The organism is Flammeovirga pacifica (genome assembly GCF_000807855.2).
Taxonomy (GTDB): Bacteria; Bacteroidota; Bacteroidia; order Cytophagales; family Flammeovirgaceae; genus Flammeovirga; species Flammeovirga pacifica.
Genome location: NZ_JRYR02000001.1, coordinates 4,640,129 through 4,655,357, shown reverse-complemented (window position 1 = coordinate 4,655,357; position 15,229 = coordinate 4,640,129). Strand labels below are relative to the sequence as shown.

Annotated in this window: 11 protein-coding genes; 3 read left to right on the top strand and 8 right to left on the bottom strand. The window is 33.7% G+C overall.

Annotation, left to right across the window (positions count from 1 at the left end; translation table 11 throughout):
* Window positions 1-99: 99 nt before the first annotated feature.
* Complete coding sequence (locus NH26_RS18490) at window positions 100-1,362, top strand: hypothetical protein (protein ID WP_044223412.1); 1,263 nt, start codon at window positions 100-102, stop codon at window positions 1,360-1,362.
* A 100-nt stretch (window positions 1,363-1,462) separates the two neighbouring features.
* Here the strand turns inward: NH26_RS18490 and NH26_RS18485 are convergent, their stop codons facing one another.
* Both NH26_RS18485 and rimO read right to left on the bottom strand, forming a co-directional pair.
* Window positions 1,463-2,317 carry a tetratricopeptide repeat protein gene (locus NH26_RS18485; protein ID WP_139263165.1) on the bottom strand — a complete coding sequence of 285 codons (855 nt, stop codon included), beginning with the start codon at window positions 2,315-2,317 and terminating at the stop codon, window positions 1,463-1,465.
* 135 nt (window positions 2,318-2,452) lie between these two features.
* A complete protein-coding gene (rimO, locus tag NH26_RS18480; protein ID WP_044223611.1) occupies window positions 2,453-3,769 on the bottom strand; it encodes a 30S ribosomal protein S12 methylthiotransferase RimO in 1,317 nt (438 codons plus the stop codon).
* A 324-nt stretch (window positions 3,770-4,093) separates the two neighbouring features.
* On the opposite strand from rimO, the gene NH26_RS18475 reads away from it, so the two are divergent.
* Both NH26_RS18475 and rsmH read left to right on the top strand, forming a co-directional pair.
* On the top strand, window positions 4,094-6,400 hold the full coding sequence (locus NH26_RS18475) for a sensor histidine kinase (RefSeq protein ID WP_052431998.1): 2,307 nt from the start codon (window positions 4,094-4,096) through the stop codon (window positions 6,398-6,400).
* A 4-nt stretch (window positions 6,401-6,404) separates the two neighbouring features.
* Window positions 6,405-7,340: a 16S rRNA (cytosine(1402)-N(4))-methyltransferase RsmH gene (gene rsmH / locus NH26_RS18470; RefSeq protein WP_044223408.1), complete on the top strand. Its 936-nt coding sequence runs from the start codon at window positions 6,405-6,407 to the stop codon at window positions 7,338-7,340.
* Window positions 7,341-7,420: 80 nt separating this feature from the next.
* On the opposite strand, the gene NH26_RS18465 is transcribed toward rsmH, so the two are convergent.
* The 6 genes from NH26_RS18465 to NH26_RS18440 all read right to left on the bottom strand — a co-directional run bounded on the left by NH26_RS18465 (window position 7,421) and on the right by NH26_RS18440 (window position 14,871).
* Window positions 7,421-9,832, bottom strand: coding sequence for a TonB-dependent receptor (locus NH26_RS18465; protein ID WP_044223406.1), 2,412 nt, complete (start codon window positions 9,830-9,832; stop codon window positions 7,421-7,423).
* Window positions 9,833-10,036: 204 nt separating this feature from the next.
* Window positions 10,037-10,537 carry an OmpH family outer membrane protein gene (locus NH26_RS18460; protein ID WP_044223404.1) on the bottom strand — a complete coding sequence of 167 codons (501 nt, stop codon included), beginning with the start codon at window positions 10,535-10,537 and terminating at the stop codon, window positions 10,037-10,039.
* A gap of 38 nt (window positions 10,538-10,575) precedes the next feature.
* Window positions 10,576-11,088 carry an OmpH family outer membrane protein gene (locus tag NH26_RS18455; protein WP_139263164.1) on the bottom strand — a complete coding sequence of 171 codons (513 nt, stop codon included), beginning with the start codon at window positions 11,086-11,088 and terminating at the stop codon, window positions 10,576-10,578.
* A 70-nt stretch (window positions 11,089-11,158) separates the two neighbouring features.
* Entirely contained in the window at window positions 11,159-11,692 is a 534-nt protein-coding gene (locus NH26_RS18450) for an OmpH family outer membrane protein (protein WP_044223399.1), read from the bottom strand.
* A 39-nt stretch (window positions 11,693-11,731) separates the two neighbouring features.
* Complete coding sequence (locus NH26_RS18445) at window positions 11,732-12,373, bottom strand: class I SAM-dependent methyltransferase (protein WP_044223397.1); 642 nt, start codon at window positions 12,371-12,373, stop codon at window positions 11,732-11,734.
* A 278-nt stretch (window positions 12,374-12,651) separates the two neighbouring features.
* Window positions 12,652-14,871, bottom strand: coding sequence for an NADP-dependent isocitrate dehydrogenase (locus NH26_RS18440; RefSeq protein WP_044223395.1), 2,220 nt, complete (start codon window positions 14,869-14,871; stop codon window positions 12,652-12,654).
* Between the last annotated feature and the right edge of the window lie 358 nt (window positions 14,872-15,229).

Sequence of the window (15,229 nt, the reverse complement as noted above, 5' to 3'; positions counted from 1 at the left end):
AACTTAAAGATAGTTTATTTTACCAAAACAGAGGTATTTCTTTTAAGATGCTTTCGTTTATACTACCCAATTAACAAAATAACCCACTTATATAATTAAATGAAGACCATTATCTCTATCTACTTTCTGTTAGTCACCACCATTTTTCAATGTTTTGGTGCACATTTATTGGTTCCAATGGATAACCAACAAACCAATCATTTAAAAGCCTATGGCGTAACTTTTTGGGTATTAGGTCAAGAAGTAGAAGCTGATTGGTTATTGAATTACAGAGGAGGAAGTTTTATGTTTAAAAATCTCCCCTCATTTGAAGAAGAATTAGTTATTCGTGGTGTAAGCTATGAAGTTATTTCTGATGCTCAAGCAATTCAAATTAAAGATGAAATTGCACATCCGGAATCTAACATGGATTTAATGCGGTTAGATGCAGTGCCGAAAATTGCAGTTTACTCTCCTCCTTCAAAACAACCTTGGGATGATGCAGTAACTCTCGTGCTTACTTATGCAGAAATACCTTACGAGGTTATTTTTGATGACGAAGTAATGGCTGACCTTCTGCCTAAATATGATTGGCTACATCTTCATCATGAAGATTTTACTGGTCAATACGGAAAGTTTTATGCTACTTATGGACGCGAATCTTGGTACATTGAAGCACAAAATCAGTTTGAAGAATCGGCTAAAAAACATGGTTTCGAGAAAGTATCAGAACTCAAGGGAGCAGTGGTAAAAAAAATCAGAGACTTTTGTCTTGGTGGAGGTTTTCTATTTGCCATGTGTTCCGCTACAGATACCTACGATATTGCACTTGCGGCAGATAATGTAGACATATGCGATTATATGTATGATGGAGATGGCATTGACCCACATGTACATGAAAAATTGAATTATGATAATACTTTCGCTTTCAAAGATTTTAAAATCAAACTTGACCCCTATCAATATGAATATTCAGAAATTGATAATCAGGCATATGAAAGAGGGTTAAGAGAAGAAAATGATTTCTTTGAACTGTTCACTTTTTCTGCAAAGTGGGATCCAGTACCTACCATGCTAACACAGAATCATCAAAAACAAATTAAAGGCTTTATGGGACAAACTACAGCCTTTAAGAAGAAGTTAATTAAAAGTGATGTTATTATCTTAGGTGAATGCGAATCTGTTAACGAGGCCAGATATATTCATGGTACTTACGGTAAAGGTACTTGGACTTTCTTTGGAGGTCACGACCCTGAAGATTACCGTCATTTTGTTGGAGAAGAACCTACTGATTTAAATCTTCATCCTAACTCACCTGGGTATCGTTTAATATTGAATAACATATTATTCCCAGCAGCTAAGAAAAAGAAGCAAAAAACCTGATTATAAATCTCGCCTAAAAAAAGAGACTAAATCTGAATACAGATTTAGTCTCTTTTTTTTGTAATCAACCTGTGATTATCAATTTATATATTTAGTATTCTTACCAATCTTTCATATCAGAATCAGTCTTCTTATTAGACTGTTTCTTTTGTTGTTGGAAGAATTGAACTTCATTATTTTTTAAAGCATCCAAGATCATTTGAGCCTGTTCTTTAGGCATTTTTATTTCTTGCATTCTCTCTTGGAATTCTTGTAGTTCTTTTTCCTTTTCTTTTTGCTCTTTTTCTTCCTGAGATTCTTGAGGCTGAGATTCCTCTTCTTCTTTTTCTTGATCGTCTCCTTCTTGCTCCTTATTCTCGTTTTCTTTTTCGTTATCTTTATTCTCTTCGTTCTCTTTATTTTCGTCCTTATTCTCGTCTTTATTCTGATCTTGCTGATCTTGATCCTGTTTGTCTTGATCTTGCTGATCTTTATTTTGATCGTCTTTGTTATCCTGATTTTCTTGGTCCTGCTGTTGTTTCTTCTTTAGTAACAACTCATAGTTATAGCGTGCTTGTAAATTGTTAGGATCATGTTTTATGGCCGTCTTTGTAAAACTGATAGCCTTTTCTAACTCTTTTGGATCTTGCGATAAGATCACACCTAGTTGCTGATTAGCAATAGAAGATATTTTCTTATCTGCAGCATTCTGAATATTAGCATAGCGTTCTTTAGCTTTATCAAAATCATTTGATTTAAAATAAGCATGCGCTAAATCAAGCATAGCAGTATCATCTTTTTCTTTTAGTGAATCTAAAAGAAAAGTAAATTCATTGATGGCTGTCTTATAATCTTGTGCCTTAAATGCTTCTGCTCCTGCATTTTTATGCTTATTCACCTGGGTGATTCTGTCCATTCCGCCATGATCACCAGACATAATACTTAATACAAAAAGGATCGAAAGAATCGCTTTCATAAATGGATTTGTTAAAAAACCTTATACAGACAATTATATACAATGAAAGACGTAAAAGTGGGATTTAAACATCCATTTTCACGTCTTTCAAAATTATTATCCTATTGTACTATTTTCTTAGAATATATACAAATCTTAAACTATTTCACCGTACAGATCAAATGGTTCTGCACTAGTAATTTTAACATTTGCAAAATCTCCTAAGCGTACATGGTTTTCTTCAGAAACAGGTACAAGAACTTCGTTATCTACCTCTGGAGAATCATACTCAGTTCTACCTACGAAGTAACCACCTTCGATTTTATCAAATAATACTTTAAACGTTTTACCTATTTTGGCTTGATTCAATTCCATAGAAATTTCCTCTTGTATTTCCATAATAGCATCCGTTCTTTCTTCTTTTACTTCTTCAGGAACATCGTCTTCCATGTCATCTCCTGCATGAGTGTCCTCTTCGTGAGAATAAGCAAAAACACCTACTCTTTCAAATTTCATTCTCTCTACAAAATCCAACATTTCCTCAAACTCCTCTTCAGTTTCTCCAGGGTGTCCTGTAATAAGAGTAGTTCTAATAGCGATATCAGGAATTCTTTCTCGAATAGAATTAATAAGATCTTCTTGTTTCTGACGAGAAGTACCTCGACGCATACGTTTCAACATTTCTGTAGAACCATGTTGCAAAGGAATATCAAGATAATTAGCAATATTATCTCTTTCTGCCATTACATCAATCACATCCATAGGGAAACCTGTTGGATAAGCATAATGTAAACGGATCCATTCTATTCCTTCTACGTCAGACAAAGCACGGAGAAGATCTGCTAACTTTCTTCCTTTATAGATATCAAGACCATAATAAGTTAGGTCTTGTGCAATAAGAAGTAATTCCTTTACTCCTTTAGCCACCATATCTTCTGCTTGTTTCACCAAATCTTCGATAGGAACAGAAACATGTTTCCCACGCATTAATGGTATTGCACAGAAAGAACAAGGACGATCACAGCCTTCGGCAATTTTTAAATAACCAAAATGTTTATCAGTAGTAAGTAATCTTTCGCCAAGTAATTCCTTTTTATAATCAGCATTTAATGCTTTTAAAAGGTTAGGTACTTCTCTTGTTCCAAAAAAAGCATCTACCTCAGGAATTTCTTGTACTAAATCTTCTTTATATCTTTCAGATAAACATCCAGAAACATAGACTTTATCAACTAATCCTTCTTTCTTAGCCTCTGCATACTTAAGAATCGTTTCAATAGATTCCTGTTTAGCATGACCAATAAATCCGCACGTATTGATTAAAACGATATTAAATTTATCGTCTTCCATCTCGTGCTCAACGTCAATGCCGTTTCCTCTTAATTGAGTCATAATAACTTCAGAGTCCACTATATTTTTAGAACACCCTAAAGTGATCACATTGACTTTATTTTCTTTTGTCGTTCTGGCTTTCAATTGATGACCTTTATTTTTATGATATTTCTTTTCTAATCTAGAATGCAAAACTATCAGTTTATTTTGTGGTTAACAACCTAAATTACAAACAGATGCGAATGATTTACTTCAATTAAGAAAAAAGAACAGACCTTTAACCGACATTAATTGTTGGTATTGAATAGATTACATTTAGTATTTATTATTAAAAAACGTTGAATTTAAAGGTATACATTCCTATAAATCCCAAAAAAACAATAATTTTGTATCTTAATCTGAATCCATTTTTATTAGGTCAAATCTATCTTTTTTAGAATCACCTACAACTTAGTAATTTAGAACCCTATGAAGCTCTTTGAGCAAAATTATAAAAAACAGGATAGGAAAGAACATGTCTCGGAAGCTACTTTTATTCCTGTCATGACTTTGTCTGTAATTGCTATTACTTTTTTAGTAGGTATTTGGTCTGTAAAAGAACTTAGTGATTACAAAACTGAAGTTGAAAGATTAGAACTAAATTTTACTGAAAAGCAAAAACAAGTAACTCGAAATGAAGTCGAGAACTCTTTTAAATATATCAAGTACCTAGAAAAAAATACTGAAAAACATTTAAAGAAAACACTTCAAAATAGAGTAAATGAAGCTTACCTTATTTCAACCAATATCTACGAAAGAAATAAGTATAAGCTTTCAAAGCAACAGATCATTGAACTCATCAAAGACTCCTTAAAACCTATTCGTTTTAATAGTAGTAGAGGTTATTATTTTATCGATCATATCGATGGTTATTCGGTAATGAATGCATCAGACCCTTCTGCAGAGGGACAAAATATTTTAGATTATCAAGATGCTAAAGGCAACTACTTTATTCGTCAAGAGTTGGAAATTGCAAAAACTGTAGGAAGTGGATTCTTTGAATATTATTGGAAAAAACCTAATCAGAAAGACAATGCACAATATCCCAAGGTTTCCTACATACGATATTTTAAAGAATTGGGTTTAATTATCGGCACAGGTGAATACATGGACAATGTTACTAAAGATATGCAAGTACAAGCCCTAGAAAGAATGGCATCTGTACACTTTGGTAAAGAAGGATATTTATTTGTGAATCAAAGAGGAAATCCACTTTTACAACGATGGAAATATTATGAAAGTGCTAAAAAGCTAACTGCAGAACAATTAAACTCCTTACCATTAACCGATGAAGAAGGAGATACCACTTATTTCAATGATGTACATTTACAGTTAATGAACAAAAATCAAATTGGTGGTTTCTATTACTATAATTACAGAAAACCTAACAGCCAAGACGTTACCAAAAAATTCTCCTATCTACTTTACTTTAAAGAATGGGATTGGACTATTGGTGCTGGTGTATATCTTGATGAATTAGATGAGAAAATTGATGAAAAAAGAGCTCTCCTAATTCGTGAATTAACCACTGAATTGTTTAGAATTCTATCCATATCCACTTTATTAATTGCCATTTTATGGTGGCGTTTAAGAAAAGTAGCGACGGGTATTACGAATAACTTACAAGAATTTTCTTCTTTCTTTGATACTGCATCCAAGGAGCATGTGAAAATAAATCGCGACCGATTGGCTTATGCCGAGTTTGATCAATTGGCCGATTTAGCCAATAAGATGTTAGATGAAAGAGAAAATGATAAACGGAAAATTATTGAGGCTTACCATGAAATTCAAACTTCGGAGGAAGAACTAAGACAACAGTCTGAAAGCCTTATCATGACGAACCAAAAGCTAGAAGAGGCAATGAATGAGGTGAAAGCAGCCCAAGTTCAATTGATCAATTCTGAAAAAATGGCTTCTTTAGGTCAATTAACAGCAGGTATCGCTCATGAAATCAATAATCCGATTAACTTTGTAACTTCCAATGTTTTACCATTGAAAGATGATATTAGTGATATTATCACCTTACTAAATGCATGCAATGAAATTGTCAATTTGTATGAAAAAGGAGAAGATATTGCTGATAAAATCAAAGAAGTCAATGCACTTGCAGAGGAAATTGAAGTAGATATATTAACCGATGAAATCAAGCAATTGATTCATGGTATTGAAGAGGGAGCACAACGAACTAAAGAAATTGTTCTCGGTTTAAGAACTTTCTCTCGATTAGATGAAGATACTTTCAAATTTGCCAATATAAACGAAGGAATTGCATCAACAATTACCATTCTTAATAATAAGGCAAAAAAGAAAAATGTAGAAATAACCACTGAATTAGATACTGACTTACCAGACATTGAATGTCTGCCAGGTAGAATTAATCAAGTGTTTATGAACATCATCAATAATGCTATTCAGGCAGTAAAAGACGATGTTGGACAAATTCATGTTGCTACTCATTATACTGAGGGAGATCAGAATATTAATATCACCATTAAAGATAATGGATATGGTATGCCACAAGCTGTAATCGATAAAATTTTCGATCCTTTCTTTACCACTAAAGAAGTTGGTGAAGGAACTGGATTGGGACTATCAATTAGTTATGGTATTATCAAACAACATGGAGGGCAGATTATGGTTTCTTCTAAACCAGAAACTGATGACAACAAAGATTCTTTTACAGAGTTTAGTATCCTACTTCCGATTAAAGGAAAAAACGAATTAGAAAAGAAATAAATTCATGAGCGATTACCATGTTCCTGTTATGCTACACGAATGTGTAGACGGTTTAAATATAGATCCTACAAAAACATATGTTGATGTTACTTTTGGAGGTGGAGGTCATACTAGAGAAATTTTAAGCCGACTCACTACTGGTAAACTTGTTGTTTTTGATCAAGATCCCGATGCAAGAAAAAATGCTGAGGCGATCAACGACGATCGTTTGATTTTTTGTGCTGCAAACTTCCGTTACTTAAAACGCTTTTTAAGATTACACGGAATTCAAACAGTTGCAGGTATTTTAGGTGACCTTGGAATTTCATCTCATCAGATTGATGAAACATCAAGAGGATTCTCTACTAGAGGCGAAGCACCTTTAGATATGCGTATGGCACAAAGTGGCACTGTTTCCGCAAAAGAGGTCATCAATGACTTTGATGAAGGTAAGCTGAAGCAAATCTTTAAATTATATGGAGAATTAACGCATCCTGGAAAAGCTGCAAGTTTAATTGTTCATGCAAGAAGTTCGGCATCCATAGAAACAACGGTGGACTTAATGAACGCCCTTCGCCCTATGGCTCCAAGAGGAAAAGAGAATAGATTTTTCGCACAGGTATTTCAAGCTATCAGAATCGAAGTAAACGAGGAATTAGAGACGCTTAGAGAAATGCTCGAGCAAGGTGCTGAGGTATTAGAAGAAGATGGACGTTTTGTGATTGAGTCTTATCACTCATTAGAAGACCGTTTGGTAAAAAACTTCTTTAAGTCAGGAAACTTCGAAGGCAAACATGAAAAGGATTTTTATGGCAACCTTCTTCGTCCTTTAAAACCTCTAAAAAGTAAGCCAATCACTGCATCTGCAGAAGAGATTGCTACTAACCGAAGAGCAAGAAGTGCAAAACTTAGAGTAGCAGTAAAGCTACCTATAAATAATAATCCTAAAAGTGATATTTAATCACTCACCAGGAAAATAAAAAAGCCTTTCTGTTTATCGCAGAAAGGCTTTTTACTTGTATACATTATTCTCACAAAAGATTAATTCAATAAGTTTCCAATCTTAACATCGATATAAAATAATCGAGGTGATATAGGTCCGTACACAAAGGCTGCGTCTTTATCAATTCCACTTGCAAAATTAGATTGCATCTGATTAAATATATTTTTCACACCCGCTCCAATTTGGATATTTGCCTGTTTTGTCAATTTTGTACGATAAGCAATCTTTAGTCCCATATCAAAAAACTGTTCTGTTTTGATCAGTTCTTCTTGTGTAGTTAATTCACCATTGATAAATCCTCCTGGAAGATAAGGAACATGCATACTTCCTGTATAAACACCCGTCATAGAAGCTGTCCATTGATTTGTCAGCTTATAATCCATTGTTAAAGAACCGTATTGATTTGGTGTTCTAAGAATATATTTTGACGTACTACTATCTTCATCTCCCCATTGGTTCTCTTCTTCATACTTAGAAGATTGAATAGTATATGCCGCTTGAACAGCTATTTTTTCGCTTGGAGCAATTCTAGCTTCTAAATTAATTCCTTGGACCATTGCATCAGATGTAGAGTTTCTCTTGTATAAAATCAATGTACCATCATCAAGATAATTATATTGATTGTCAAACCTATCTTTGATTTTAGTATAAAAACCTTCCACTAAAAAGTAAGTCTGTACAATACCAAAAGTTTTATCAAAATCCCATGCTAAATTGTACGAAACAGAAGACTCGGGTTTTAAATTAGGATCTAGTTGAGTCCTCACTCCCTGACCACTTGTAACTTCTATATGTAAATCTTCTGAAAACATCTGAGGGGCTCTAAATCCAGTGGCAAACCCACCTCTTAACTGCATTGTTTTATTCAGCTTATATTTTAAATTTATTCGAGGATTAATTGAATTCACTCTTTTATCATTCTCATGGTTTTGTCTATCAATAATATCCACGAAATCCCAACGAGCACCTATTAAAACCGACCATTTATTACTGACCCATTCATTTTGAGCAAAAACGGCATAGGTAGAAGATATTTGATTAGAAACTGTAGCATCATCTGTATACTTCCCATTTTCATCATCAAAATACGCTAGTTTTTTATCATTAATTTGATCGTTGATGTATTCGACACCTGCTACAAAGTAAGAAGTACCATTAGCAATATCACCAAGATTAATATTCAATTGAGAGCCTCCTACAATCGTTCTCCCCGTAGTTAATCCAAATCCATCTTTTGCCTGATATGCACCATAATAACTATCTCTGTGTACATACTGGCCACTCAAATAATTATTCAAATGAAATTTCTTATCCTTACTATACCAATCATGATTTATCATAGCAGTACCAATATGCATGTCTATTCCTTCTGTAATGTCAGCTTCATCTTCAGGTAAGTCTAACTTATTACCACCTCGTCTTTGATCATGAGTGTATTTTAAATCAACTGCTACTTTGTTGTAATCAGAAAACTGATGATATACTTTAGTTCCGAAAGACATAGTGTTCAAAGAAGTCAATTCTGAAAAATCATCTTTAATTGGATTTCCTACTGGCATTCCTTGATCATCTAAGTGATAGTACACATCATTAGGATTAGCGTTCCAAGCATCTCTTTTTCTATATGAACCATAAAAATAGCCAGAGGTCTTTTCATTTTTGGAAACCAAAGAAGTATTAAAATACATGTTATAATCATGCGATTTGCCATCTATTGTACCAAAATTACTTCCTATTTCGTAAGCATTAAACTCCGGAGATTTAGTTATAATATTTACTGTACCACCAATCGCATTTGCACCATACAGAACAGAACCTCCACCTCTCACAACTTCTACCTGATCAATCATAGCCACTGGTATTTGCTCTAAACCATAAACACCTACCAATCCACTAAATAAAGGCCTACTATCAATAAGAATCTGTGTGTATGGGCCTTCTAATCCATTTAACCTTAATTGGGAAGATCCGCAATTACCACATGTACTCTCTACTCTAGTACCTGGAATAAAATTTAATCCTTCCCCAACTACTTTAAAATCATTTTTAGTTAAAAACTCACTACCTACCACATTCACCACAGACGAAGTCTCTTGTCTACTTTGAGCTCTTCTACTACTCGATACAATCACTTCATTTAATTCTAATAAGTCCTTCATTAAATTAAAATGGATATCGTGTTCTCTTTTTGTAGGTGTAAATTCTTGATTTAATTCTTTATACCCCACCATAGTAACAGTAAAAGAATAGGTATTACCTTCTTCTAATTCAATTTCAAAATGACCTTGAGCATCAGAAAATACACCTTTTTGACCATTATTAATCGAAATATTAGCATAGGGAACATGATCTTTTCCTGAGGTAATATGCCCTTTTACTTTAATAGTATGTGCATTTAAATAAGAGCAAAAGAGTACAAATAGTGAGATAAAAGAAAGTAAGTTTTTCAAAGCAACTTAAATTATAGTTATTTAGACTAATTATTAATAAGACAAATATATTTAAGCTATTTTCACTTTTTATTGACAATGGTTAACATAAACAAATGATGATGATCACCTTTTATGGAATACGATACAACACTTCAAAAATTTAGAACATAAAAAAAGCCACTGAAAGTACATTCAGTGGCTTTTTAAATAAGGTCTTATTACTTATTTTACTTTACCGATAACATCATTAGTGATATCGTCAGCACCGTTGTTGTAGATCAACATATCGATAGGAATAACATATTGGTATCCTTTTTCTTTAGCAACAGCTTCAACTGCTTCACTAGCCTTCTTTTGTAGAGGAGTGAATGCTTCATATTGACGCTTTTGTAAATTTTGCTGTGCATTTTGTTGGAAGTCTTGTAAGTTCTTTTGCAATAACTCCAACTCTTGTGCTTTTTGTTGAATAATTTCTGGCAGCCAGTTCGCTTGGTTTTGCTGGAAATCAGCATACTTAGTTTGGAACTCTTGTTGTTGTTGCTGCATAGAAGACATCAACTGATTTTGATAGCTTTCTAATTCTTTTACTTTAGTTTCGTATTCAGGAATTGAACGAACTACTGAATCAAGATTAGCGTAAGCGAAGATTTTAGTTTGAGCTTCAGCTCCGAATCCCATTAACATCACTGCAAACAATGATGCGAAAACAACTCTTAATTTCATAATTTCTTGTTTGTAAGTTTTAATATCTTAAACTTAGACTATTGTCCTTTTACTTTAGCGATTACTTTAGGAGTAATATCATCCCCTCCTGAATTGATAAGGAAACCAATACGGTTTACTACACCACTTGCAATTACAATGTCATAACCCTCAGCTTCAGCAACAACTTTCACTTGCTCTTGAAGTTTTTTCATCAAAGGTTCCATTGCATCTTGTTGCTTTTTTTGGATCCCTTGCTGAGCTCTTTGTTGAAGTTCTTGAACTTCTAATTGCATTTCTTGCAATTCCTTCTGTCCTTCTTCCAACTGTTGAGGAGACATTGTTTGCTGACCTTGCATAAGCGCTTGGTACTTCTCCTGCATTGTTCTTTGTTTCATCTCGATCTGAGTCTGAAACTGCTTAGCATAAGATTCTATAATCTTCTGCTGTGTCTTAAACTCTGCCATTGAAGTGATCACGCTATCTTCGTTAATAAATGCCACTTTTTGTTGTGCCATTGCTACCGAAGAGAACATCATCAGCGACCAAAGCGCAAATAAGATTTTCTTCATTTCTATAAAAATTTCTCCGATTATAATTTAAACTTTAACCTAAAGGAAAGTTCGACTGCAAAAATATAAATTATCTTGGAGAATCCTCAGGATCTCCCTCACCAAGTTCATCTAAAACGAAATCTGTATAATTATATTTAGGATCTGAATAGATTAAAGTCAAATCTGAAGCCTTATCGAAGATAAAATTAAGCTTTTTTTGTCGCGCAACGGTTTGACAAGCTTTTGATATTTTATCCTGTAAAGGTTTCATAAACTCCATACGCTTCGAATAAAGTAAGCCTTCATATCCAAAATGATTGGTTTGAAACTCTCGCATATCTTTTTTCAAAGTGGCGATGTTATCTAGTTTCTCCTGTTTCATTTCAGGTGTTAGCAAAATTTCTTCGTGAGCATATGCCCTTTCCAAATCGGCTATTTCAGATTTCATTTTATCTAACTGACCAAGCCATTTATTGGTCAATTTTTGTAAACTTTCTTCTGCTTCTTGGTATTCAGGTAATTGTTCAATTATCACCTGAGAATCGATATAACCAAAGCGTTGGGCGTTTACATTTGATAAGTTGATGAGAATACACAGACCTACAAAGAGTAATTTCTTCATTTTTCCTCAGTTTATTTCCCTTAAAGATGTTTTTTTAATTCATTTTTTCAAAGTGTAGATTGCACGAGTCAGATCAGTAGTAGTACAGTATGTATGCAATGAATGACTCTCAAAACCTGCCTTAGATGAATAGAAAGCGACATCTTCCGCTTCTACAAGCGTTGCATTTAAGACACCCCACTCTTGTTCTACGACAATTTTTTTATCATTTGATAACATTCCGACCTTAGAAATTGCCTTATCCATCGGACATTCTATGATAAAAGCTCCTCCTTTTTTCAACCATTTATAGGCTTTACAGATTACTTCTTCTTGTTCTTTTGAGGTTAGTTCTAAAATACCAGACCACATCCAAAGAATATAATCCAAAGAATTTTCTTCCCATTGTAGGCTTCTTAAATCTGAGTGAATAACTTTCACTTGATCGTCCTCTTCTAGTTTTAATTTTTCAACTAAACCATCTACAATTTCTACTGCGTATAAATTCCCTTTGAATCCTTTTTTCTTTAAGCTTTTTACAATCCTACCATATCCAGAGCCAAATTCCATAATTTCTTTACCATTACTTATTGTGGTATAGATTTGATCTAGATCTTCGCCTTTTGCTAATCCTATTTGATCTGCAAAATGCTTAAATACCTTAATTGGCATATTTTCATAAAAAGCTACATTCCCCTCCATCATTTCAATTAATCCATTTTAATTATATGAATAAATATCTCCTTCATTAATAATTTATGATACCCATCCAAATTCAATGATTTTTTGAGGCAAAAATTATACTTATCTATTCTTCACATTTGATTAACGCTAAGAGATAATTCTTATTGCAAACAATTATTAGAATAATGCAATTTTAATAAAAAAATCTAAGTTCGATGAAAATATTTTTCGTGGAACTTAGATAAAAAGAAACCCCACTTACGTGAGGTTTCTAAGAATTTATATTTTAAGCTAGATTACACTAACTGTGCAAGTGCATCATTTAATGTAAAGCTTGGTCTCATTGCTTTCGCAGCTTGATCGAATTCAGGTAAGAAATAACCTCCTATTTGTTGAGGATTACCTTGAGCATTAATTAACTCTTCGTTGATCTTCGCTTCATTACTTGTCAACTCCTGAGCAAGCTCAGTAAATTGAGCCTTCAATTCTGCATCTTTATCTTGAGCTGCTAATTCTTGTGCCCAATATAAAGCTAAATAGAAATGTGAACCTCTATTATCAATACTACCAATTCTACGAGCTGGTGACTTATCATTATCTAAGAATTTAGAAGTAGCTACATCCAAAGTCTCCGCTAAAACATTTGCTTTAGGGTTATCAAATGTATCTCCTAAGTGCTCTAATGATACAGCTAATGCTAAAAACTCACCTAAAGAGTCCCATCTTAAGTAACCTTCTTTTACAAATTGCTGAACGTGCTTAGGAGCTGATCCACCTGCACCTGTTTCAAACAATCCTCCTCCGTTCATTAAAGGAACAATAGAAAGCATTTTTGCAGAAGTACCTACTTCAAGAATCGGGAATAAATCTGTTAAGTAATCTCTTAATACATTACCTGTTACAGAGATTGTATCCAATCCTTTTACAATTCTTTCTAATGAGAAAGTAGTTGCATCTACTGGTGATTTGATCAATAATTCTAAACCGTCAGTATCATGATCTTTCAAATAAGTATTTACTTTCTTGATCAATTCTGCATCATGTGCTCTATTTTCGTCTAACCAGAATATAGCTGGATCTTGAGTAGCTCTAGCTCTTTTTACAGCTAGTTTAACCCAATCTTGAATAGGTAAATCTTTCACCTGACACATTCTGAAGATATCACCTGCTTCAACAGACTGCTCAATTAATACCGTTCCAGAAGCATCTACAACTTTAACTGTACCTGCTGTAGATAATTGGAAAGTTTTATCATGAGAACCGTACTCTTCCGCTTTTTGAGCCATTAAACCAACATTGGAAACAGAACCCATTGTTGTTGGATCTAAAGCACCATTCTTTTTACAGAAATCAATTGTAGATTGATAAACACCTGCATAAGATCTATCTGGAATAATCGCTTTAGTATCTTGTTGTTTGCCTTCTTTGTTCCACATCTGACCACTTGTACGGATCATTGCAGGCATAGAAGCATCAATAATAACATCAGAAGGAACGTGAAGGTTAGTAATACCTTCATCAGAGTTTACCATGGCTAAATCTGGAGCATCTGTGTATACTGCATTTAAAGCAGCTACTACTTCAGCTTCTTTGTCATGCCCTTTAATTTTAGCATAAACATCTCCAATACCATTGTTTGGTGTAATACCTAACCCTTCGAATAATTCACCGTATTTCTCAAATACATCTTTATAGAAAACAGAAACTGCTGCTCCAAAAATAATTGGATCAGACACTTTCATCATTGTTGCTTTCATATGTAGTGAGAACAATACACCTGATTTTTTAGCGTCTGCTACTTGCTCTGCAAAGAATGCTTTTAAAGCTTTCATGTTCATTACAGAAGCATCTATAATTTCGCCATCTAATAAGGCTACTTTTTCTTTTAATACCTCAACAGTACCGTCTGCTTTATGCAATTCGATTTTAACATCAGTTGCTTTAGCTACAGTTGTTGATTTTTCAGATCCGTAGAAATCGTTTGCTTCCATAGAAGCCACATGCGTTTGTGAATCAGCCGACCAAGCACCCATTGAGTGTGGATGTTTTTTAGCATAATTCTTTACTGCTTTTGGTGCTCTACGATCTGAGTTACCTTCTCTTAAGACAGGGTTTACAGCACTACCTAATACTTTAGCATATTTTGCCTTGATATTTTCCTCTTCTGCATTTTGAGGTTCAGCTGGGTAATCAGGAATATTGTATCCTTTTGCCTGAAGCTCATCTATTGCTGCTTGTAATTGAGGTATAGAAGCTGAAATATTTGGTAATTTAATGATGTTAGCTTCTGGTGTTTTTGCTAATGCTCCTAATTCAGCTAAAGCATCTCCCACTTTTTGATCTTCTGATAAGTTCTCTGGGAAATTAGCCAAAATACGTCCAGATAATGAGATATCTTTCGTTACAATCTCTATCCCTGCTGCACTTGTAAATGATTTTACAATTGGAAGAAATGAGTAAGTGGCTAAAGCTGGTGCTTCGTCTGTTTTAGTGTAGATAATTTTCGCTTTTGTCATGTCTTTTTTCTTATGTGATGATCTGGAAACACACTGAAATGCTACCGAAATTTGTTGTTATATCATTGAAAAAATAGAAAGATCGCTAATGTCATCCTTCTGTTCCAATGTGCGAATTTAATAAATGTTTAGTTTTTTGTTATAAAAAAATGACTTAGGTCGTATTTTTTTGTTTTATTTAATGAAAATGTAAAATAAAGAGATGTTTTTTAGTGGAATGGAAAATCAACCCATGCTTAAATGATCAAGAAATGAATGAAGGACAATAGATTATGTGATGTTGTTTGTTGAAAATACACGACCCTTCGTTGAATACCTTTCCTTTCACTTAACTATCACTATCATTTTTTCTAAATTC